General features: G+C 70.5%; 17 protein-coding genes. 7 read left to right on the plus strand and 10 right to left on the minus strand.

What is annotated here, in order from left to right; genetic code table 11:
- Positions 1–10 precede the first annotated feature (10 nt).
- From ITI46_RS19045 to ITI46_RS19080, 8 genes are all read right to left on the minus strand, one after another.
- The gene (locus ITI46_RS19045) at positions 11–1,384 is read right to left on the minus strand and encodes a ThuA domain-containing protein (RefSeq protein ID WP_209240863.1); all 1,374 of its coding nucleotides are present in this window, start codon (positions 1,382–1,384) and stop codon (positions 11–13) included.
- A gap of 17 nt (positions 1,385–1,401) precedes the next feature.
- The gene (locus ITI46_RS19050; RefSeq protein ID WP_209240864.1) at positions 1,402–3,855 is read right to left on the minus strand and encodes a PQQ-dependent sugar dehydrogenase; all 2,454 of its coding nucleotides are present in this window, start codon (positions 3,853–3,855) and stop codon (positions 1,402–1,404) included.
- Positions 3,856–4,091: 236 nt separating this feature from the next.
- Positions 4,092–5,090, minus strand: coding sequence for a sugar phosphate isomerase/epimerase family protein (locus ITI46_RS19055; protein WP_209240865.1), 999 nt, complete (start codon positions 5,088–5,090; stop codon positions 4,092–4,094).
- Between the two features lie 126 nt (positions 5,091–5,216).
- The gene (locus ITI46_RS19060; protein ID WP_209240866.1) at positions 5,217–6,407 is read right to left on the minus strand and encodes a Gfo/Idh/MocA family protein; all 1,191 of its coding nucleotides are present in this window, start codon (positions 6,405–6,407) and stop codon (positions 5,217–5,219) included.
- 88 nt (positions 6,408–6,495) lie between these two features.
- Positions 6,496–7,557: a substrate-binding domain-containing protein gene (locus tag ITI46_RS19065; RefSeq protein ID WP_209240867.1), complete on the minus strand. Its 1,062-nt coding sequence runs from the start codon at positions 7,555–7,557 to the stop codon at positions 6,496–6,498.
- The gene (locus ITI46_RS19070; RefSeq protein WP_247746219.1) at positions 7,550–8,563 is read right to left on the minus strand and encodes an ABC transporter permease; all 1,014 of its coding nucleotides are present in this window, start codon (positions 8,561–8,563) and stop codon (positions 7,550–7,552) included. Before ITI46_RS19070 ends, ITI46_RS19065 begins: the two co-directional genes overlap by 8 nt.
- 80 nt (positions 8,564–8,643) lie before the next feature.
- Positions 8,644–10,146: a sugar ABC transporter ATP-binding protein gene (locus ITI46_RS19075; RefSeq protein WP_209240868.1), complete on the minus strand. Its 1,503-nt coding sequence runs from the start codon at positions 10,144–10,146 to the stop codon at positions 8,644–8,646.
- Positions 10,147–10,347: 201 nt separating this feature from the next.
- A complete protein-coding gene (locus ITI46_RS19080) occupies positions 10,348–11,529 on the minus strand; it encodes an ROK family transcriptional regulator (RefSeq protein ID WP_209240869.1) in 1,182 nt (393 codons plus the stop codon).
- Positions 11,530–11,741: 212 nt separating this feature from the next.
- Between ITI46_RS19080 and fdhD the strand changes: the two genes are divergently transcribed.
- The 4 genes from fdhD to ITI46_RS19100 all read left to right on the plus strand — a co-directional run bounded on the left by fdhD (position 11,742) and on the right by ITI46_RS19100 (position 16,353).
- Positions 11,742–12,593 carry a formate dehydrogenase accessory sulfurtransferase FdhD gene (gene fdhD, locus ITI46_RS19085; protein WP_209240870.1) on the plus strand — a complete coding sequence of 284 codons (852 nt, stop codon included), beginning with the start codon at positions 11,742–11,744 and terminating at the stop codon, positions 12,591–12,593.
- Positions 12,594–12,638: 45 nt separating this feature from the next.
- A complete protein-coding gene (locus tag ITI46_RS19090) occupies positions 12,639–13,277 on the plus strand; it encodes a hypothetical protein (protein WP_209240871.1) in 639 nt (212 codons plus the stop codon).
- Positions 13,278–13,570: 293 nt separating this feature from the next.
- Entirely contained in the window at positions 13,571–15,397 is a 1,827-nt protein-coding gene (locus tag ITI46_RS19095) for an AMP-dependent synthetase/ligase (RefSeq protein WP_209240872.1), read from the plus strand.
- Between the two features lie 116 nt (positions 15,398–15,513).
- On the plus strand, positions 15,514–16,353 hold the full coding sequence (locus tag ITI46_RS19100) for an aldo/keto reductase (protein WP_307808232.1): 840 nt from the start codon (positions 15,514–15,516) through the stop codon (positions 16,351–16,353).
- 114 nt (positions 16,354–16,467) lie between these two features.
- Here the strand turns inward: ITI46_RS19100 and ITI46_RS19105 are convergent, their stop codons facing one another.
- Positions 16,468–16,773, minus strand: a complete 306-nt coding sequence (locus tag ITI46_RS19105) for a 4a-hydroxytetrahydrobiopterin dehydratase (protein ID WP_209240874.1) — start codon at positions 16,771–16,773, stop codon at positions 16,468–16,470.
- Positions 16,774–16,842: 69 nt separating this feature from the next.
- Between ITI46_RS19105 and ITI46_RS19110 the strand changes: the two genes are divergently transcribed.
- From ITI46_RS19110 to ITI46_RS19120, 3 genes are all read left to right on the plus strand, one after another.
- On the plus strand, positions 16,843–17,652 hold the full coding sequence (locus ITI46_RS19110) for a helix-turn-helix domain-containing protein (RefSeq protein ID WP_209240875.1): 810 nt from the start codon (positions 16,843–16,845) through the stop codon (positions 17,650–17,652).
- 19 nt (positions 17,653–17,671) lie between these two features.
- Positions 17,672–17,980: a YrhK family protein gene (locus tag ITI46_RS19115; protein WP_209240876.1), complete on the plus strand. Its 309-nt coding sequence runs from the start codon at positions 17,672–17,674 to the stop codon at positions 17,978–17,980.
- 154 nt (positions 17,981–18,134) lie between these two features.
- A complete protein-coding gene (locus tag ITI46_RS19120; protein ID WP_209240877.1) occupies positions 18,135–19,256 on the plus strand; it encodes a fatty acid desaturase family protein in 1,122 nt (373 codons plus the stop codon).
- Here ITI46_RS19120 and ITI46_RS19125 read toward each other — a convergent pair.
- Positions 19,232–20,743, minus strand: a complete 1,512-nt coding sequence (locus ITI46_RS19125; RefSeq protein WP_372452002.1) for a phage holin family protein — start codon at positions 20,741–20,743, stop codon at positions 19,232–19,234. The two genes, ITI46_RS19120 and ITI46_RS19125, sit on opposite strands and share 25 nt — an antisense overlap.
- Positions 20,744–20,857 lie beyond the last annotated feature (114 nt).

The raw sequence follows: 20,857 nt of genomic DNA on the forward strand, positions 1-20,857 counted from the left end.
GGTGGGCGAGTCACCCCAGCTCGCGCACGCGAACATCGCGGAACGCGACCTCATCCCCCTCCCCGTGGTTCTGCAGGCCCACATACCCGTCCGCAAGGCTCCGCGCCGGATCCGTGTTGGTGTAGTCGTTGATCAGCACACCGTTCAGGAACACCCGGAGCCGTTCGCCCTCGACCCGGATCTCATAGGTGTTCCACTCCCCCGGCGGGTTCAGCGCCGCGTCCCGCGCGGCGAGATCCGCCGACTGGAAGCCGTACACGGAGCCCGTCGTCTTCTCGTCGACGTCGGTGGCGTCGATCTGGATCTCGTACCCCTTCTCGACCGCCGACCAGGGATCGTCGGAGGCGGGGAAGCCGACGAAGACACCGGAGTTGTCGTCCCCGTCCGCGCTCGCCATCTTCCAGTCGAGCTTCAGGGAGTACGAGCCGAACTCGCGCTCCGCGTACCACAGCAGACCCATGCCGCCACGCGTGGTGAGCGTGCCGTCCGGGCTCTCCTCGAACGAACCGGGGCCGGCCTGTTTCCAGCCGTCGAGGCCGTGTCCGTCGTACAGCGGCCTGTACCCGTTCTCCGGACGGCAGTCGGCCTGCGCAGCGCCCGTCGCGTACCGGATGCCGCCCAGCAGGTGCTGCCGGAAGGCGGGGTCGGCGTAGGACTCCTTGGTATGGCCGGCGCCGGTGTAGAAGGCGCGGCCACCGGCGTACTCCTGGCACCACGCCAGCGGATGGTCCCCGTTCATGGTGCCGCCGCTGTAGGAGCCCTCGTCCAGACTGGCCAGCACATGGGCTTTCTCACGCGGGTTGGAGCGGTAGTTGTACCACTCGTCGGTGCGGTTCCAGCTCTCGTCCAGGTGGGCGGTTGCCGGGTGGCCGCGGTCCTCGATCTCCATCCGCGCGGGCTGGATCGCCGGGTGCGACTCGAAGTAGGCGCCGGCCAGCCCGCCGTACCACTTCCAGTCGTACTCGGTGTCGGCGGCTGCGTGTACGCCCACATAGCCGCCGCCCTTGCCGATGTACTTCTCGAACGCCTGCTGCTGGCGCTCGTTGAGCACATCGCCCGTCGTCGAGAGGAAGACGACCGCGTCGTAGGCCGCCAGCTTCTTCGGCGTGAAGGCGGCGGCGTCCTCCGTCGCGTCCACGCCGAAGCCGTGCTCGGCGCCGAGTTGCCGGATGGCCGCGATCCCGTCCGGGATGGAGTCGTGCCGGAACCCGGCGGTCTTGGAGAAGACCAGCACCTTGCCCGCTTCCGCATGCGCCTGAGCATGCGGCTCCGTATGCGGCCCCGCATCGCGCTCCGCCGCCTGGCCCGGCACCGCGAACGCGCCGGCCAGCAGTGCGGCGGCTGCCGCGGTGAGGGAAGCGCGACGGCTGCGTGCTGCACTCATGGCTGCTCCAGCTCCCCTCATCCGGTCGTCACCGTGAAGCTGTCCAGGTCGAAGAGGGCGCCGTCGCCGCCCCCCGTGAAGACGAGGTAGAGCTTGTCGGCGTCTGCCGGCGCGCCGGTGACGTCGGTGCTCACCTCTGCCCAGCTGTCCGTCGCCGAGACCTGCGCGGTGCCGAGTAGTGGCCCGTCGGGTGCGTTGGCGCGTACCTCGACGGCGCCGGTGGCCTTGCCGGCGACCCGGGCGGTGAGCTTGGTGACGTCGGCGGGCCGGTAGGGGTCGAAGGAGATCCACTGGCCGTTCTTGGCGTCCGTGACGGCCTTGCCGCCCTCGGCCCCGGATGCCTCGCCCTTGGTCACCCCGTCCGCGGCGGCGGAGTAGTGCTCGGCCTGGCGGTGCTTGGGCTGCAGGATGCTCTGTCCGTGGCTGGTCAGCGGGGGCTGGCCGCCTGCGCCGCTGTCGGTGTAGGAGGCGTCGAAGACACCGAAGATGTTGGCGTTCGGATCGTGTTCGCCGTCGGCCTGCGTCTTGATGGTGCCCTTGCAGCCCTTCGCCGAGGTCAGCGGGTGGCCGTGGCTGTCGTGGCCGAGGATGTAGGCGACCTGGACCCTGGAGCAGTCGATCTGCGGCTCCTCGGGGTCGGTGACCTGCACCTCGAAGGGGATCTCGTCGCCGAAGGAGAACGGCTGCCCGTCGGCGGGGAGCTTCAGCTGGACCTTGGGTGCCGTGTTGCCGACGGTGACGTGCACGCTCGCGGATCCGGTGCGGCCTGAGGGGTCCTCGGCGGTGACGGTCGCGGTGTAGGTGCCGTTGGCGTCGTAGGTGTGGGTCGGATCGGCCTCGGTGGAGGTCGCTCCGTCGCCGAAGTCCCAGCTCAGTTTGAGCTCGTCGCCGTCCTCGTCGGTCGCCTTCGAGGTGAAGGCGATCTTCAGCGGCGCCTGCCCGTCGCTCACGTCGCTGTCCGCCTCGACGACGGGGCTGTGGCCCTCGGTGGCGTTCTCGATGCGGTAGAGGGCGGAGTTCTCGTCGCCGTTGAAGTAGCCGGTGCCGTAGTCGAGTACGTACAGCGCGCCGTCGGGGCCGAAGTCCATGTCCATGACCTGGGTGCCGGACCACGGGAAGTCGTTGATCTTCACATTGCCGCCGTCGCCGTCGTGTTCGATGCGCTTGATCCAGCGGCGGCCGAACTCGCCCGCGAAGAAGTCGCCGTCGTACTCCTTGGGGAACTTCGCCTGGGAGTCGGAGCCGGCGTCGTAGCGGTAGACGGGGCCGCCCATCGGGGACTCGGAGCCGTCGCCGAACTCCGGTACGGAGGCGCCGTCGTAGGGGATCCAGGCGGGCTTGGCCGCGGGCAGCTCGGTCAGTCCGGTGTTGCGGGGCGAGGTGTTCTCCGGTGCCGCGCAGTCGAACTTCTCGCCGGAAGCGCCGGTGGCGAAGTCGTAGTCGACGTAGGCGTCGTTCTTGCCGGTGCAGTACGGCCAGCCGTAGTTGCCGGCTCCGGTGACCCGGGCGAACTCGACCTGCCCGGCCGGTCCGCGCTTGGGGTCGGCGGCGCCCGCGTCGGGGCCGTAGTCGCCGACGTAGACGGTGTCGGTCTTCTTGTCGACGGTCATCCGGAACGGGTTGCGGAAGCCCATCGCGTAGATCTCGGGCCGGGTCTTCGCGGTGCCCGGAGCGAAGAGATTGCCCTTGGGGATGCTGTAGGAGCCGTCCTTGCGGACCTTGAACCTCAGGATCTTGCCGCGCAGGTCGTCGATGTTGCCCGCGGAACGCTGCGCGTCGAAGGCGGGGTTGCGGTCCGCGCGCTCGTCGATCGGGGTGAAGCCGTCCGACTGGAAGGGGTTGGAGTCGTCGCCGGTGGACAGCAGCAGATTGCCCTTGGAGTCGAAGGCAATGTCACCGCCCACGTGGCAGCAGGTGCCGCGGTTGGCGGGGACGTCCAGGATCTTCTTCTCGCTGGCTTTGTCCAGCGTGCCGTCCTTCTCGAGCACGAACCTGGAGAGCCGGTTCACGCCGTCGAACTTCTTGAAGTCCGCCTCCGTCCCGTTGTCCGGGGCGTCCCCCTCCGGGGTGTCCAGCGGGGGTGCGTAGTAGAGGTAGACGAAGCGGTTCCTGGTGAAGCCCGGGTCGACGCCGACGCCTTGCAGGCCCTCTTCGTCGTGGCTGTAGACGTCGAGCTCGCCGGCGACCTTGGTGTTGCCGTTCGCGTCGGTCAGCCGGAGGGTGCCCTCGCGTGCGGTGTGCAGGACCGAGCGGTCGGGGAGGACGGCCATCGTCATCGGCTCGCCCGTCTCCGCCACGCCCTTGGCGAGGGTCACTTGCTGGAACTCCACCCCTCCCTGCGGCTTTTCGGGCTTGTCGGCGGATGAGGGGCCGGGCGCCGCCTGGGCCGCCACGACGGTGGCGCCGCTGATGAGGAGGGCGCTTGCCAGGGCTGTCACGCGGGTTCGGAGTCTGCGGAGTCTTTTGTGCACAGCGGTTCCTCCTGCGAGGTAACGGAGTGGATGCCGTCGTCTGCGGTGCCGTGCGAGGGCGGACTGTGCTGCTGTGCGCTGCGCCTGCGTGCTGAGGGGGGCCGCAACTGTTGTCCCGTACGCATCAAGGACGGTAGCGAGGTTTGTTTGGGGCGGGAACCCCTTTGACATGCATCCGCTTGATTTTGTCCTCGCTCAGGACAAAGTTGCGGCCCCCAAGAGGCCGAAACGGGCGCTCAGTTGCCGAATGCGGCGTCGAAGGACGCGTTCGGCGGGTCGTAGTCGAAGGCCCGCAGCCGCGCCAGCGCCTCCGGCGCACCCGCCAGCCGGTCCATGCCCGCGTCCTCCCACTCGACGGAGACCGGCCCCTCGTAGCCGATGGCCCGCAGCATCCGGAAGACGTCCTCCCAGGCGACGTCGCCGTGCCCGGCGGAGACGAAGTCCCAGCCGCGGCGCGGGTCCCCCCACGGAAGATGGGAGCCCAGCCGCCCGTTGCGCCCGTCCAGCCGGCGCCGGGCCTCCTTGCAGTCGACGTGGTAGATCCGGTCCCGGTAGTCGTAGAGGAACCCGACCGGATCCAGGTCCTGCCACACGAAGTGCGAGGGGTCGAAGTTGAGCCCGAAAGCGGGACGGTGCTCGACGGCCTCAAGGGCACGCTGAGTCGTCCAGTAGTCGTACGCGATCTCGCTGGGGTGCACCTCGTGGGCGAACCGCACGCCCTCCGCGTCGAAGACGTCGAGGATCGGGTTCCACCGCTCGGCGAAGTCCGCGTAGCCGCGCTCGACCATCTCGGGCGGCGTCGGCGGGAACATGGCCACCAGGTGCCAGATGGAGGACCCGGTGAAGCCGATGACGGTACGTACGCCGAGCGCGGCAGCGGCCCGCGCGGTGTCCTTCATCTCCTCGGCAGCCCGCCGGCGTACCCCCTCGGGGTCGCCGTCGCCCCATATGCGCGGGGCGACGATCGCCTTGTGGCGCTCGTCGATGGGGCTGTCGCACACCGCCTGGCCCGTCAGATGGTTGGAGATGGCCCAGCACTCCAGCCCGTACTTGTCCAGCAGTTGCCGCCTGCCGTCCACATACCCGGGCTCGTGCAGCGCCCTGTCCACCTCGAAGTGGTCCCCCCAACAGGCCAGCTCCAGCCCGTCGTACCCGAACTCCCGGGCCAGCCGGCAGACCTCCTCCAGCGGAAGGTCCGCCCACTGACCGGTGAACAACGTGAACTTACGCGCCATGGTTGACCTCCCACGCTTGGAACGCGCACCCCGAAGGGGGCAGGGAACATGCGCCCCGAAGGGGCGCGGGGAACTGCGCGACCAGCCACGACGTGCCCGCGGCCCGCGGACGACGCCCAGGGGCAATCACCGCAACGCCCCATCCCGCACCGGCGTATAAACGCAGTCCCTCTCGGCACTCTCCTCAACCGCAGCCAGCACACACTGCACCTGCAACCCCTCATCAAAGGAAGGAGAAGGCTGCGTGCCCGCCGCAACGGCATGCACCAGATCCCGCGCCTGGTGCGTAAAGGTGTGCTCATAACCGAGCCCGTGACCGGGCGGCCACCACGCCTCCAGATAAGGATGATCGCGCTCGGTCACAAGAATGCGACGGAAACCAGCCTCACCAGCCGCCTCCGCGTGATCGTGGAACTGCAACTCGTTCAGCCGCTCCAGATCGAAGGCCAGCGATCCGAGCGTGCCGTTCAACTCCACCCGCAGCGCGTTCTTGCGGCCCGCAGCGACCCGGGTCACCTCGAAGGAGGCCAGCGCCCCCGAGGCGAGCCGCCCGGTGAAGACCGCCGCGTCGTCTACCGTGACCTGGCCCAGCTCCCCGTCCGGCTCGCCGCCGCGCAGCGGACGCTCCCGTACGAACGTCTCGGTCTGCGCGGAGACGCCCGCCAGGTGGGAGCCCGCCAGATGCTGGGCGAGATCGACGGCGTGCGCCCCCAGGTCGCCGAGTGCGCCGGAGCCCGCGGCTTCCTTGCGGAGCCGCCAGGCCAGCGGGAAGGCGGGGTCGACCAGCCAGTCCTGGAGGTAGCTGACCCGCACATGGCGCAGCTCCCCCAGCCTGCCGTCCGCCACCATGCGGCGGGCCAGTGCCAGCGCGGGCGTACGGCGGTAGTTGAAGCCGACCATGGCGACCTGGCCGCGCTCCCGCGCCGCGCGGGCGGCTTGGGCCATGGCCTCCGCCTCCTCGACGGTGTTGGCGAGCGGCTTCTCGCACAGCACGTGCTTGCCGGCCTCCAGCGCGGCGAGGGCGATCTCGGCATGGCTGTTGCCGGGGGTGCAGATGTCGACAAGCTGGACGTCGGGGCGGGCGATCAGCGCCCGCCAGTCGGTCTCGGCGGCGGCCCAGCCCAGCCGCCCTGCCGCGGCACGTACGGCCGCGGGGTCGCGCCCGCACACGGCGGCCAGCGCCGGGCTCAGCGGCAGGTCGAAGACCCGCCCCACGGTGCGCCAGCCCTGCGAGTGCGCCTGGCCCATGAAGGCGTAACCGACCATGCCCACGCCCAGAGGCGGGGCCGCGGCGGGCGCGGTGCTGTCGTACGGCATTGAGGTCCTCCCTCTCTCTCGGGGACTCCTCATCCGGCCTCCGGCCGGGAGGCGCCCCCAGCTCTGCGTCAGCGGGGCAGGCGGCCCCTCAGGTGAAGCCGATCGGGAGGTATTCGTCGACGTTCTTCTTGGTCACCACGGCGGAGTAGAGGGTCACATGGGCCGGGATCTCGTACTCGGCCATACCGGCGATGCCCTTGCCCTGGCCGAGGGCGCGGGCCAGGTCGATGGCGGAGGCCGCCATGGTGGGCGGGTAGAGGACGGTGGCCTTGATGACGCTGTCGTCGTCCTTGATGGCCTGCATGACGCGCTTGGACCCGGCGCCGCCGACCATCAGGAACTCGTCCCGGCCGGCCTGCTTGATGGCGCGTTCGGCACCGACGCCCTGGTCGTCGTCGTGGTTCCACAGCGCGTCGAACTTCTTCTGCGCCTGGAGGAGTTCGGACATCTTCTTCTGTCCGGACTCGACGGTGAACTCGGCGGCCTGCCGGGCGACCTTCTTGATGTTGGGGTAGTTCTTGAGCGCGTCGTCGAACCCCTTGGTGCGCTCGCGGGTCAGCTCCAGGCTGTCGATCCCGGCCAGCTCGACAACCTTGGCGTTCTTCTTGTCCTTGAGCTGTTCGCCGATGTAGTGCCCGGCGTTGAGGCCCATGCCGTAGTTGTCGCCGCCGATCCAGCAGCGGTACGCCTGCTGCGAGGAGAAGATCCGGTCGAGGTTGACGACGGGTATCCCGGCGCGCATCGCCTTGAGGCCGACCTGGGTGAGCGCCTTGCCGTCGGCCGGCAGCACGACCAGCACGTCGACCTTCTTGTTGATGAGCGTCTCGACCTGCCCGACCTGGGTGGCGTTGTCGTTGGAGCCCTCGGTGGCCTCCAGGGTGACGTCCTGGTACTTCTTGGCGCGGTTCTTGGCCTGGGTGGTGATGGCGTTCAGCCAGCCGTGGTCGGCCTGCGGCCCGGCGAAGCCGATGGTGACCTTCTTGCCCGGCTTGGAGTCGGCGACCTCGGCGCCCGCGGACTCCTTGCCCTCGTCGTTGTTCTCGTTGCTGGTGCAGCCCGCGGCCAGCAGGGCTGCACCTGCTGCCGCGGTGCCGAACAGCATGTTTCTGCGGCTGGTTGCGGCGCGGGGTGCGCGTGGGATGTCAGTCATGGGAGGAACGACCCTTCTGGACCAGGACGGCCGCGACGATGATCGCGCCCTTGGCGATCTGCTGGATGTCCGTCTGGAGGTTGTTGAGGGCGAACAGATTGGTGATGGTGGTGAAGACCAGGACGCCGAGCACCGAGCCGAGAATGGTGCCGCGTCCGCCGCTGAGCAGCGTGCCGCCGATGATCGCGGCGGCGATGGCGTCGAGTTCGTAGAGGTTGCCGTTGGTGTTCTGACCGGAGCCGGTGAGGACGATCAGCATGAATGCGGCGATGCCGCAGCACAGCCCGGAGAGCAGATAGAGCAGCAGGCGCTGCCGTTTGACGGCGATGCCCGCCAGCCGGGACGCCTCCGGGTTGCCGCCAACGGCCACCGTGCGGCGGCCGAAGGTGGTGCGGTTGAGCAGCAGCCAGCCGATGACGCAGACGACGGCGAAGACGAGGACGATCGGCGGAATGCCCAGCACATAGGCGTCCTTGACGCCCAGGTCCAGTACCGACTCGACGGTGACGACCTGCGTCTTGCCGTCGCTGATCTGCAGCGCCAGACCACGCGCCGAGGCGAGCATCGCGAGGGTGGCGATGAACGGCACCATCGGCCCGTAGGCGATCAGCAGCCCGTTGACCAGCCCGCAGCCGACGCCGACCAGGACGCTGCACAGCAGCATGCCGCCGAGACCGAAGTCCTGGGTGGCCACCGTCGTCGCCCATACGGACGCCAGCGCGACGATCGCGCCCACGGACAGATCGATGCCGCCGCCGATGATCACGAATGTGACGCCGACCGTGACGACACCGATGACCGAGGCCTGCGTGAGAATGAGGCGGAGGTTCTCCGCCGCCAGGAATTCGTCGGGCTTGGTGAACGCCCCGACGACTGCCAGCGCGAGCAGTACGCCGATGAGGGAGAGGTGCCGCACGTCGAGGGGCGTCCGGCGCTTGGCCGGTGCCCCGTTCGCCGGGGGCGAGGGCACCTTCGGCGTATCGGCCACGCCTGTGGGTGAGTTCATGAGAGGTCACCTCTCGGGTGGGAGGGCCGGTGGGTGGGTGCGGGCGTGCTGTCGCCGGGTGCGGGTCCTGTGGTGGACCCTCATGCGGGGCTCCCCTCCATCACGAGGTCGAGCACCCGGTGTTCGTCCAGCTCATGGGAGGGAGCCGCGTGGACGACGCGGCCCTCGCGGAGCACCAGCACCCGGTCGGCGAGCCCGAGAACTTCGGGCAGCTCGCTGGAGACCAGCAGCACGCACACCCCGGAATCGGCGAGCCGCCTGATGACGGCGTACAGCTCCGCGCGCGCACCGACATCGACACCTCGCGTCGGCTCGTCCAGCAGCAGCACCCGGCAGCCGCGCAGCAACCAGCGGGCGAGGACGGCCTTCTGCTGGTTGCCGCCGGAGAACGTGCGTACCGGCCGGTCAGGGTCGTCGGGGCTGAGCCCCAACTCCCGGGTGTGCCGCCGCGCTTCGGCCCGCTCCCGTACCCGGTCGAGCCAGCCCCCGCGCGAGAAGCGGGGCAGCGAGGAGACGGAGACGTTGCGGGTGACCGACTCCAGCATCAGCAGCGCCTGCGACTTGCGCTCCTCGGGGGCCAGCCCGATCCCGGCGCGTACGGCGGAGACGATGCTGCCGGGCCGCAACGGCTGCCCGTCCACCAGCACCCGCCCCGCGGTGGGGCGGCGTGCTCCGTACAGCGTCTCCAGCAGCTCCGAGCGTCCTGAGCCCACCAGTCCGGCCAGTCCGACGATCTCGCCGGGCCGCAGCTCCAGGTCGAGCGGCCCGAACTCGCCCGCGCGGGCCAGCCCTTCGGCGACCAGCACAGGATCGGCACGCGGCGCGCCTGTGACCGGCTTCTCCGGAAAGGCGTACTGCACGTCCCGGCCCGTCATCCGGGCGACGAGTTCGTGGGTGGGTGTGGTGCGCGCCGGCAGATCGCGGGCTGCGACGCGGCCGTCCTTGAGCACCGACACGCGGTCGCCGATCCGGCGGATCTCCTCCAGCCGGTGCGAGATGTAGACGACGGCGACTCCGTCCGCCGTCAGGTCCGCCACGATGCGGAAGAGGTTGTCCACCTCGTCCGGGTCGAGCGCCGCCGACGGCTCGTCCATGATGATCAGCCGTACGTCGTGCGAGAGGGCGCGGGCCATGGACACGATCTGCGCCCCGGCAGCGGACAGGGAGCCCACCAGCGCACCCGGGTCGATCTCGGGGTGTCCGAGCCTGGCCAGCAACTGGGCCGTCCGCGCCCGCGCTTCGCGGGGACGGACGATGCCGCGGGTGGCGATCTCATGGCCGAGGAAGACGTTCTCGGCCACGGACACGTGCTCCACCAGGTCGAGTTCCTGGTAGATGGTGGCGATGCCCAGCCGCATCGCGGCCACCGGGCTGGACAGCCGCACCGGCCTGCCCTGCCAGCTGATGTCGCCCGCGTCGGGCTGGTGGGCGCCCGCGAGCACCTTGATGAGGGTGGACTTGCCCGCTCCGTTCTGGCCGAGCAGGCAGTGCACCTCGCCCTCCTCGACGTCGAGGTCGACACCGTCGAGCGCACGGACGCCGGGGAACGACTTGGTGATTCCGGACATCGTCAACAGGGGCATGCAGGACCTCCGTCCCAGGGGGCCGTACGGACTCGCTGTGCGTGGCGGTGCGGGGAAGGCGATGCGGTGCGCTGCGCTGTACGTCGTGCCGGTGCGGTGGGCCGGTGGTGCTGAGGGTGCCCGGGTACTGGGGCGGGCCGTGGGGCCGAGGGTGCTGTCGTGGGGTCCGGGTGTGCTGCGTTATGCCGGTGCGAAGCTGCGTTACGCCGGTGAGAACAGGTGGTCGCTGGTGAGCCGTGCCGCGCCGGTCACGCCCGCGACCTGGCCCAACTCGCCCAGCACGATGGGGAGGTTGCCGGTCGCCAGCGGCAGCGACTGGCGGTAGACCTGGGTGCGGATGCTGGCCAGCAGGGTGTGGCCGAGCCCGGTGACACCGCCGCCGATGACCACCAGGCCAGGGTTGAAGAAGCTGACGAGGCCCGCGATGACCTGGCCCACCCGGGCGCCGCCGTCGCGGATGAGGTCGAGACTGGTGCCGTCGCCTGCGGAGGCAGCGGTGGCGATGTCGGCGGCGCCGAGCCGGCCGTTCTCCTCCAGCAGCCGCGCCAGTTCGGGCGAGCGCCCCTCGCGGGCCGCCTGTTCGGCGTCCCGTGCCAGTGCCGCGCCGCCGAAGTACGCCTCGAGACAGCCACGGTTGCCGCAGGCGCACTGCCGGCCCTCGGGCTCGACCTGGATGTGGCCGATGTCGCCCGCGCTGCCGGTGGTGCCGCGGTGCACCTCGCCGCCTGCGACGATGCCGCAGCCGATGCCGGTGCCGATCTTGACGCAGAAGAAGTCCCGCACCGAGCGGGCGACTCCGGCCTGCATCTCGCCCATGGCCATCAGGTTCACATCGTTGTCGACCATCACCGGGCAGCCCAGCTCCTGGCTGAGGGCCTCGCGGACCGGGAAGCCGTCCCAGCCGGGCATGATCGGCGGCGCCACCGGCACGCCCTCCGGGAACCTGACGGGTCCCGGCACCCCGATGCCCGCACCGTCGAACCCCTCGGCGACCCCGGTGTCCCGCAGCTTGGCCACCATCGCCAGCACTTGGTCGAAGACCGCGACCGGGCCCTCGCGGACGTCCATCGGCTGGTTGAGGTGGCCCAGGATCTCCAGCTCGGGGTTGGTGACGGCGACATCGATGGAGGTGGCCCCGATGTCGACGCCCAGGAAGCGGAGCCCGGGGGCGAGCCGGATGTTGTGCGAGCGGCGCCCGCCGCGGGAGGCGGCGAGCCCGTCCGCGACGACCAGCCCCGTCTCCAGCAGCCGGTCGACCTCGACGGCCAGCTTGGAGCGGGACAGGTCGACGCGGTCCCCGAGTTCGGCGCGCGACCGCGGGCCGCCGTCACGCAGCAGGCGGAGCAGGCGCGCCTGGTGCGCGTTCGCGGGCCGTGCAGTCATGCGCCTCACCGCTACCCCTCCAGCCGTATGCGTCGGCGTCGCGTCCGGGAATGCACGGGGAACGTAGCAGTGGCGGCCGGGGTTGGGAAGAAGTTCTGCGGGAACTGGTTCGACTTTTTCCCGAGAATGGACAAAGCTCGGCCCCCGCGGACCACGGCCGGTTCGATTAGGGTCGGCCCGATGAGGGTCGGCCCACCGGGAGGCGAGGGCACATGGGCAGGGTCACGACGCGACGCCCCGTCGTCCGTGTTCGGGAGGGGGCGGTCAGTACGCGCCCTGACACTCTCGTCGCGGAGGAGCCGCTGGAGATCCGGCTCGACGGGAAACCGCTCGCCGTCACCATGCGCACCCCGGGCGACGACTTCGCGCTGGCAGCCGGCTTCCTCGTCAGCGAGGGCGTCATCGGCTCGGCGGACCAGGACATCGCCGCGATCGTCTACTGCGACAGCGCCCGCGACGAGGACGGCGCCAGCACGTACAACACCGTCGACGTCCGGCTGGCCCCGCATGTGCCGGCGCCCGAGATCGGGACGCTGGAGCGGAACGTCTACACCACGTCCTCGTGCGGGCTGTGCGGCAAGGCCAGCCTGGAGGCGGTCCGTACCACCGCGCGCTGGAAGCTGGACGGTGACCGTCCGCGCGGCATCAGCACCGAGCTGCTGGCCCGGCTGCCGGACCGGCTGCGCGGCGCCCAGCGGGTGTTCGACCGTACGGGCGGGCTGCACGCGGCCGCGCTGTTCTCGCCCACGGGTGAACTTCTCGACATACGGGAGGATGTGGGCCGCCACAACGCCGTGGACAAGCTGGTGGGCCGGGCGGCGCAGCGTGGTGCGCTGCCGCTGCGGGACGCGCTGTTGATGGTCTCGGGGCGCGCCTCGTTCGAGCTGGCGCAGAAGGCGGTGATGGCCGGCATCCCCGTGCTGGCCGCCGTCTCCGCGCCCTCCTCACTCGCCGTCGACCTCGCCGAGGAGACCGGCCTCACCCTGATCGGCTTCCTCCGGGGCACGTCCATGAACATCTACGCGGGCTCGCACCGGCTGGACCTCCCGGTGGGCACCGGCTGAGCCTCGGCCGCACCCGCTGCGCTGCGCGGCCGTAGGGTGCCGCGCATGAGTGCGCAGGGGGAGGCCAATGGTGCAGCGAGGCGACGGGGTTCGAGCGTCGGGAGGGGTATCGGGTTCGGCTGCCTCGCGCTGCTCGCGGCCCCGTTTCTCCTGGTCGCCGGGGTCATCGGTGCTTATCTGATCGCGCGGGCCGTCCCTGAGGACTACCCGGAGGCCGAGCCGGAGGCCGTGGCCCGCAGGATCACGGGCACCTCGGCCGATGTGACCCGCGCGCTCAGGCTCGGCGGCCCTGACACCGACGGCTGGGGCAGGCAGTGGACCCGCTCCGGCCCCGGCGTCGATGTGGGCCCCGCACCCTGCCACGCGGACGGGCTGGAGAACTGGCTGGAGGAGCCGGTCCCCGGCGCGTTCTTCCTGGCACACCGGTGGCAGGTGGAGCACGTCTCCGAGGCGGAGGCGGAATCGGCGCTGCGCCGCGCCGCCGCGTATCTGCGCCGCCATGGCTGGCGCATCACCGAGTTCTCGCACGAGAAGGCGCACAGGTATCTGAACGCGGAGCGGAACGGCGACGAGGTGGACCTGACCTGGACAGCGACCGATCCCGGGGCCGGGCCGCTGGAAGGCCGTACGTACTCCCCCTGCACGTACGACCCGACTCCGCAGGAGGGCCTCCCGGCGTTGTAGAGAGTGCCGGGGATCACCGGGAAGGGCTGCGCCGGCCGCCCGGTGCACCCCTTCTGTCGCAGGTACGCCCGGTAACCATCGTGTCCGGCGAACAGTCCGCTTCGGCTCGCGAAGGTTCGGTGCAGAAACGCGACGGGTCGGGAAACGACCTCGCGGTCATCTGTGAGTGCGGCGGCGAACTGTCCCAATTGACCGACTGACCAGCGCCGACACCCCTCCCGATCAACCTGCCCGATCGGATACGGTCACTCGCGCAGTGGCACATGTCACTGTGCAGTCGAGGAGCAGAGTCTTTGCGCGAGTTCACCGTTCCGGCCCTGGCCACGGCGCCCCAGGTTGGCGGGGTGGCCGATGCCGTCTTCGGACACGCCGACCGGACCCCACAGCTGCCGCTGCTGGCCCGTAAGGACGCGGAGGGCACCTGGCAGGACGTGTCGGCAGCGCGCTTCCGGGACGAGGTCGTAGCGGTCGCGAAGGGACTGCTGGCCCAGGGTGTCCGGTTCGGTGACCGCGTGGCGCTGATGTCCCGTACCCGCTACGAGTGGACGCTGTTCGACTTCGCACTGTGGGCGGTCGGCGCCCAGTCCGTACCCGTCTATCCGACCTCCTCGGCCGAGCAGGTGGCCTGGATGCTGCACGACGCCGAGGTCTCGGCCGCCGTGGTCGAACACGAGGACCACGCGATGACCGTCGGCTCGGTCGTCGGCCAGCTGCCGCGGCTGAAGAAGCTGTGGCAGCTCGACGCGGGGGCCGTACAGGAGCTGATGGCCGCGGGCGCGCACCTGGAGGACGAGGTCGTCCACCGGCACCGCCTCGCGCTCACCCCGGACACGGTCGCCACCGTCATCTACACCTCCGGCACCACAGGCCGTCCCAAAGGGTGTGTGATCACGCACGCCAACTTGCTGGCCGAGACGGACAACATCATCGCCCGCTACGACCGGGTCTTCGCCGCCAAGCAGGGCGAACAGGGCTCGCTGCTGCTGTTCCTGCCGCTGGCCCATGTCTTCGGCCGCATGGTGGAGGTCGCGGCGTTGCGGGCCGGGCTCAAGCTGGGACATCAGCCGCAGATGACGGCGCGGGCGCTGCTGCCGGATCTGGCGGCGTTCCGGCCCACCTTCGTCCAGGCGGTGCCGCATCTGTTCGAGAAGATATTCCAGAGCGCGCGCCGCAAGGCCGAGTCCGAGGGCAGGCTCGGCCCGTTCGAAAAGGCCGTCGACGTCGCGGTCCGGTATGCGGAGGCGGTGGAGCACAAGGCGTTCGGCACCGGGCCCGGCCCCGGCCCCTCGCTGCGGGTGCAGCACCAGCTCTACGACAAGCTCGTCTACGCCAAGCTGCGCGACGCCATGGGCGGCCGGTGCAGATACGCCATGTCGGGCGGCTCGGCGATGGAGCGCCGGCTGGGGCTGTTCTTCGACGGCGCCGGGATGCGGATCTTCGAGGGGTACGGGCTGACGGAGACGACGGCCGCCGCCGTGGCCAATCCGCCCGAGCGGCCCCGCTTCGGCACCGTCGGTCAGCCCATCCCCGGCACCACCGTGCGGATCGCCGAGGACGGCGAGATCCTGCTGCACGGCGGACAGGTCTTCACGGGCTATCTGAACAACGCACGCGCCACGGGGAACGCCCTGCACGACGGCTGGTTCGCCACCGGCGATCTGGGCGCACTGGACGACGACGGCTATCTGACGATCACCGGCCGCAAGAAGGAGATCCTGGTCACCTCCAGCGGCAAGAGCGTCTCCCCGGGCCCGCTGGAAGAGCGCGTCCGCGAGCATCCGCTGGTCGGCCAGTGCATCGTGCTGGGCAATGACCGGCCCTACGTCTCCGCGCTGCTCACGCTCGACCAGGAGGCGGTGCAGCACTGGCTCGCCATGCGCGGCAAGCCGGAGCTCGATCCGGCGGAGCTGCTGCGGGACGAGGATCTGGAGACCGAGATGCGCAGGGCGGTCGTCGCGGCGAACACCCAGGTCTCCCAGGCGGAGTCGATCCGTACGTTCCGTATCCTCGCGGCGCCCTTCAGCGAGGAGGACGGGCTGCTGACACCGTCGCTGAAGCTGCGCCGGGGAGCGATCGAGGCCGCGTACGCGACCGAGATCGACGCTCTGTACCGGAACTGAACAAACCCGCGTTCGACGCGGAACAGATGTCCGGCCCCGATCGTTGTGCCCAGGGGCGCACAAACGCCGAGGAAGAAGCGCCGAGAACGCAGAACGACGAAGTAAGGACCCATCGCGTGAGCAACGTTCCCACCACCACGCTCAACAACGGTGTCACGATGCCGCAGCTCGGCTTCGGCGTCTGGCAGGTGCCGGCCGACGAGGCGGCGACGGCGGTGACCACGGCGCTGGAGTCCGGCTACCGCAGCATCGACACGGCGGCGGCGTACGCGAACGAGGAGGGCGTGGGCCGCGCCATCGCTCAGTCCGGCCTGCCCCGCGACGAGCTGTTCATCACCACCAAGCTGTGGAACTCCGACCAGGGGTACGACACCGCGCTGCGCGCCTTCGACGCCTCCCTCGCCAAGCTCGGCCTCGACTTCGTGGATCTGTATCTGATCCACTGGCCGATGCCGGACATCGACAAGTACGAGGACAGCTGGCGCGCCTTCGAGAAGATCTACGCCGACGGGCGGGCCCGCGCCATCGGTGTCTCCAACTTCCAGCCGACGCACCTCAACCGCCTCATCCAGCTGGGCGGCACCGTGCCGGCCGTCAACCAGATCGAGCTGCACCCCCGGCTCCAGCAGTCCGTGCCGCGGGCCTTCCACGCCGACCACGGCATCGCCACGGAGGCGTGGTCGCCGCTCGGCCAGGGCGGCGATCTGCTCAGCGATCCCACGCTGGGCGAGATTGCCGGGAGCCATGGCAAGACCGTCGCCCAGGTGGTGCTGCGGTGGCATCTTCAGCTGGGCAATGTGGTGATCCCCAAGTCGGTCACCCCGTCCCGGGTGCGGGAGAACATCGATGTCTTCGACTTCGAGTTGAGCGGTGAGGACATGGCCAGGATCGCGGAGCTCAACGCCGATGTCCGGATCGGGCCCGATCCGGACACGATGAATTGGCTGGGTGACTGAGTTCTTTTCCCGGGGAGGGGGGTGCCCCTGGCTGTCCGTTGCGGACTGCGGGTATGTGGGGGTTGCTCGCGCAGTTCCCCGCGCCCCTTTGGGGCGCGGCCCTTCGGGGCGCCGCTAGCTCGCCCCGTGGTTGGGGGCGATTTCCTCGATTCGGCGGGCCAGGGCGATGTCCAGCTCGGTGATCCGGCCGCCGACGCTGTGGGTGTTGACCGAGACCGCGAGCGAGTTGTAGCCCAGCGTCAGCTCGGAGTGGTGGTTGAGCTCCTCCTGGATCGCCGCGATGTGCATGGCCATCGCCGCGGCCGGGAGGTGGCCGGTGAGCGAGTAGGTGCGGAAGACGCTGTTGCCGTCGGTCTTCCAGTGCGGAAGACCGGCCAGCGCCTGCTCGGTCTCCTCGGGGCTCAGCGGCTGGGGCGCCATGGGATTCCCTTCCTCGGATGCTGATCCTGGGCCCCAGCGTGCCACGCGGGTTCGGTTACCGTCTGGTCCATGACCGCTGTGACCGAAGAGCCCGCCGACACGCCCACCGTAGGGCCGCTGCTGCGTCAGTGGCGCCTGCGCGCGGGGCTCAGCCAGCTCGAACTGGCGCTGCGGGCCGACTCCTCAGCGCGGCACATCAGCTTCATCGAGACCGGACGCACCGCGCCCAGCCGCGAGATGGTGCTCAAGCTGGCCGCCACGCTGGACGTTCCGGTACCGGAGCGCAACACGCTGCTGCTGGCCGCGGGGTTCGCGCCCGCCTTCGCCGCCACCCCGCTGGACGATCCGGCCCTCGGCCAGGTGCGCGACGCGCTGGAGCGGATGGTCGCCGCCTACGAGCCGTATCCCGCACTGGTGCTCGACGGCTGCTACACGGTGGTGGCCGCCAACCAGGGCATCGCGGCGCTGCTGGACGGGGTGGCGCCGCAGCTGCTGGAGCCGCCGCTCAACGCCATGCGGATCACTCTCCACCCAGAGGGCCTGGCGCCCCGCATCCGCAACCTCGCCGAATGGCGGGGCCATCTGCTGGACCAGATGAGCCGGCAGCTGGCCCTGCACCGCTCCCCCGCGCTGCGCGCGCTGCACGACGAGGTCGCCGCATATCCGGCGCCCGGCGGCGCAGCCCAGGCGCAGCTCACCACCGGCGGACAGTGCTTCGCGCTCCCGCTGGTCATCGAGCAGGGCGGACAGACCCTCTCGTTCCTGTCCACCATCGCGACCTTCAACACGCCGCTGGATGTGACCGTCTCCGAGCTTGCGGTGGAGACCTTCCTCCCGGCCGACCCGGCGACCGCCAAGGCCCTGCACCGCGGCACTTGATCGGCTACCGTCCTGCACCGTGCCCCAAAACGCCCCACATCCTGACAAGAGCGGCAGCTTCACCCTGCACATCGGCAAGGAGGAGCTGGTCGTCCGGCAGCGCTATGAGGCCGTCAGCATCGCCAACGACGCCCTGATCGCCGTCTGGTTCCTGATCGGCAGCATCATGTTCTTCTCACCGGAGTGGACCCGCACCGGAACCTGGTGCTTCGTCTTCGGCAGCGTGGAGCTGATGATCCGTCCGGTCCTCCGGCTCAGCCGGCAGGTACACCTGCAGCGGGTGCACCGGACCTCGTTCGGCGCCGGGGCCTCCGACCAGGACTACTGACCGTCCCCTACGGGCCGTTCCCCCAGACCGCACTCCGGGATATCCCGGATGCGGGGTGTAGCTGGTTACACCCCCGCCAGGAGGCCAGGCCCCCGCCCCGAGAGGCGTGCTGCGCGGCTGTCGGCGGCCGCCCGTGGCCGGAAGGCTCGCAGGTATGACGACAGCGATCGACGCAGCGCAGCCGCCGACCACTTCTGACAGCTCAGCACCCGGCTCCGACAGCTCAGGGCCCGGTTCCGACGGCGCGGGCTCCGGGCGGCCGGGCAGCGACTTCTCCCGGCTCTCCGCCCGGATCTCGGCGGCCGGACTGATGGCCCGCAGGCCGCTCTACTACGCCGTACGCCTCACCCTCGTCGGGCTGGCCTTCGCCGCCGGCTGGGTGGCCCTGTTCACCGTGGGCGCCTCCTGGTGGCAGCTCGCCGTCGCCGCGTATCTGGGCCTGGTCTACGGGCAGTTGGCGCTGGTCGCCCACGATCTGGCGCACCGCCAGGTCTTCCGGGGCCGCCGGGCCGGCGAGCTGTTCGGCCGCGCCGTCGGCAATCTGTGCATAGGGATGTCCTACGGCTGGTGGATGAACAAGCACACCCGGCACCACGCCAACCCCAACCACGAGGACCTCGACCCGGATGTCGCGCCCGACATCCTCGTCTGGTCCCGGGAGCAGGCGGTCGAGGCACGCGGGCTGCCCCGGTTCATCGGACGGCACCAGGCGGCGCTGTTCTTCCCGCTGCTGACGCTGGAAGGGTTCAACCTGCACGTCTCCAGCTTCCGCGCGCTGCGCCGGCCGCACATGAAGCGCAGGTGGCTGGAGGCCGGGCTGCTGCTGGTGCACACCGCCGCGTATCTGGGGGCGCTGTTCTGGGCGCTGCCTGCCGGTATGGCCCTCGCGGTGCTCTTCGTGCACCACTCGGTCTTCGGCGTCTACCTGGGCAGCATCTTCGCGCCCAACCACAAGGGCATGCCCACCCTCAAGGGCGACGAGCGGCCCGACTTCCTGCGCCGACAGGTGCTCACCTCGCGCAACGTACGCGGCGGACTCCTCACCGACCTGGCGCTCGGCGGGCTCAACTACCAGATCGAGCACCACCTCTTCCCCAGCATGCCGACCCCCCATCTGCGCAAGGCCAGGCCGCTGGTGCGGGAGTACTGCGCGGAGATCGGGGTGCCGTACCACGAGACGGGGCTCGTCCAGTCCTGGCGCGAAGCGCTGACCCACCTCCGCGACGTGGGCGCCCCGCTCCGCGAGGATCCTCACACGCGGGGGACCAACGGCTGATCGGCGGGCGCGGGCACGGGCACGGGCGCGGCCAAGTGGTCGGCCCCGCCCAGGATGTGGGGCTCAGCGGATTCGGCGAGCCAGCGGCGGAGCACCCGGTGCACGGCCTCGGCGCCGACCAGCTCCTCGCCGGGCCCCACCGGCGGCGACAGCTCCAGCGGAGACAGCAGGAAGGCTTCGCTCTGTTCGCCACCCAGCCCTCCGTGCGAGCCGATCTGTTCCTCGAAGGCGTGCACGGTGCCCGTCTCCGGATCGAGGGCGGAGTTGACCATGATGTCCGCCGCGTGCGGGAACCGCGCCGTACGCAGCACAGCCTCCGCCGCGCCGGGGCCGAACGGGGCCAGCGGATCGCGGGCGCCCACCACCTCGCCGGTCTCCAGCCGGCGCTCGCACCCGCCGGCGCCCAGCACGACAGGCCCGTGCTCGGCGCTGTGCACCAGCACGAAGCCGATGCCCGGGTGCTCGGCGAGCGTGGGCAGCAGCGCGGGGCGCAGCTCGTCGATGTGCTCCCTGGTCAGCCGCCCAGGGTGGTCCGGGAACGAGATCAGCGCCAGATTGCCGGAGGCCAGCACGACCGGCCCGGTGTCGCGCCGTGGCTTGCGCGGGGCCTCCTGGCCGGACTCCTCGGGCCTGCGCAGCGCGGCACGCGCAGCCATCCGGGCCTCCGAGCCGCTGGCCGTCCGCCCGGCGCGGCGCTGCAGCTCGGCGGCGCTGGTGGGCCGGTTGCTGACGACGGTCTCGCCGGTCTCCTTCTCGTACCAGCGGAAGGCGGGCACGTCCTCGTTGCTGCCGTGCAGAATGCCGAGCTGGCTGGCGCCGGTCTGGCTGGACCAGTCGGTGCGCCAGCGGGTGAGCCGGTGGCTGGACCCGTAGAGCGCCGCGAGCGCGGGCATCAGCGGCTCACCACCCTCGGGTGCCTCCAGCGCCTCCTTGAGCACCGCGTATCCGAGCCCGTCGAGCTGGAGGAAGACCGTGCCGGGTGTTCCGGGTGTGCCGGGCAGTGTGCCGCGGCCCTCCCGGCGCCGGCGGCGGCCCGCGATCCGGGCGAGCCGGTGGCGGTAGACGCGGTCGTCCCGTACCGCCAGGAACGCGTTGGTCGCCGAGGACGCCGCCGACATCACGGCGGCCACCACGACCGCCATCGACGGATCGGCGCTGCCCCTGCCGTACGGGATCAGCGACAGGGCGAGCCACAGCAGGGAGCCGTTGAGGAAGAAGACGAGCAGCCCGAGTACCAGTGCGGGCACCAGTAGGAAGGCGCGTACCAGCAGCGGCCACACCAGGGCGCTCAGCAGGCCGAAGGCGCCGGCGCCCGCCGCTGCGGTGATGCCGATGACGGTGGCGCTGTCGCCGCCGGCGGACTGGAGCCGGAAGTCCGGCAGCACGCCGGCGAGCACGAGCATGGTGAGGGTGCTGACGAGCCAGACGGCGCCGACGCGGAGAGAGGTTGCGCCCAGGCGGCGCCACGGTATGCGGGTTATGTGCACGTCGGTCAGGTCACCTCCCTCTCGCCAATTGGGACATCCTCCACTTTTGCACAGTCTCTTCTGGCCTCAGGGGCTGGGACTGACGGGGCGCTTAGGCTCGAGGGTGTTGTAAGG

The organism is Streptomyces oryzae, assembly GCF_017676365.1.
Taxonomy (GTDB): Bacteria; Actinomycetota; Actinomycetes; order Streptomycetales; family Streptomycetaceae; genus Streptomyces; species Streptomyces oryzae.

Coding starts and splice junctions, on each gene's coding strand:
- ITI46_RS19045 (WP_209240863.1), bottom strand. CDS start 1,384: ATGAGTGCAGCACGCAGCCGTCGCGCTTCCCTCACCGCGGCAGCCGCC.
- ITI46_RS19055 (WP_209240865.1), bottom strand. CDS start 5,090: ATGGCGCGTAAGTTCACGTTGTTCACCGGTCAGTGGGCGGACCTTCCG.
- ITI46_RS19060 (WP_209240866.1), bottom strand. CDS start 6,407: ATGCCGTACGACAGCACCGCGCCCGCCGCGGCCCCGCCTCTGGGCGTG.
- ITI46_RS19065 (WP_209240867.1), bottom strand. CDS start 7,557: ATGACTGACATCCCACGCGCACCCCGCGCCGCAACCAGCCGCAGAAAC.
- ITI46_RS19070 (WP_247746219.1), bottom strand. CDS start 8,563: ATGAACTCACCCACAGGCGTGGCCGATACGCCGAAGGTGCCCTCGCCC.
- ITI46_RS19075 (WP_209240868.1), bottom strand. CDS start 10,146: ATGCCCCTGTTGACGATGTCCGGAATCACCAAGTCGTTCCCCGGCGTC.
- ITI46_RS19080 (WP_209240869.1), bottom strand. CDS start 11,529: ATGACTGCACGGCCCGCGAACGCGCACCAGGCGCGCCTGCTCCGCCTG.
- fdhD (WP_209240870.1), top strand. CDS start 11,742: ATGGGCAGGGTCACGACGCGACGCCCCGTCGTCCGTGTTCGGGAGGGG.
- ITI46_RS19090 (WP_209240871.1), top strand. CDS start 12,639: ATGAGTGCGCAGGGGGAGGCCAATGGTGCAGCGAGGCGACGGGGTTCG.
- ITI46_RS19105 (WP_209240874.1), bottom strand. CDS start 16,773: ATGGCGCCCCAGCCGCTGAGCCCCGAGGAGACCGAGCAGGCGCTGGCC.
- ITI46_RS19110 (WP_209240875.1), top strand. CDS start 16,843: ATGACCGCTGTGACCGAAGAGCCCGCCGACACGCCCACCGTAGGGCCG.
- ITI46_RS19120 (WP_209240877.1), top strand. CDS start 18,135: ATGACGACAGCGATCGACGCAGCGCAGCCGCCGACCACTTCTGACAGC.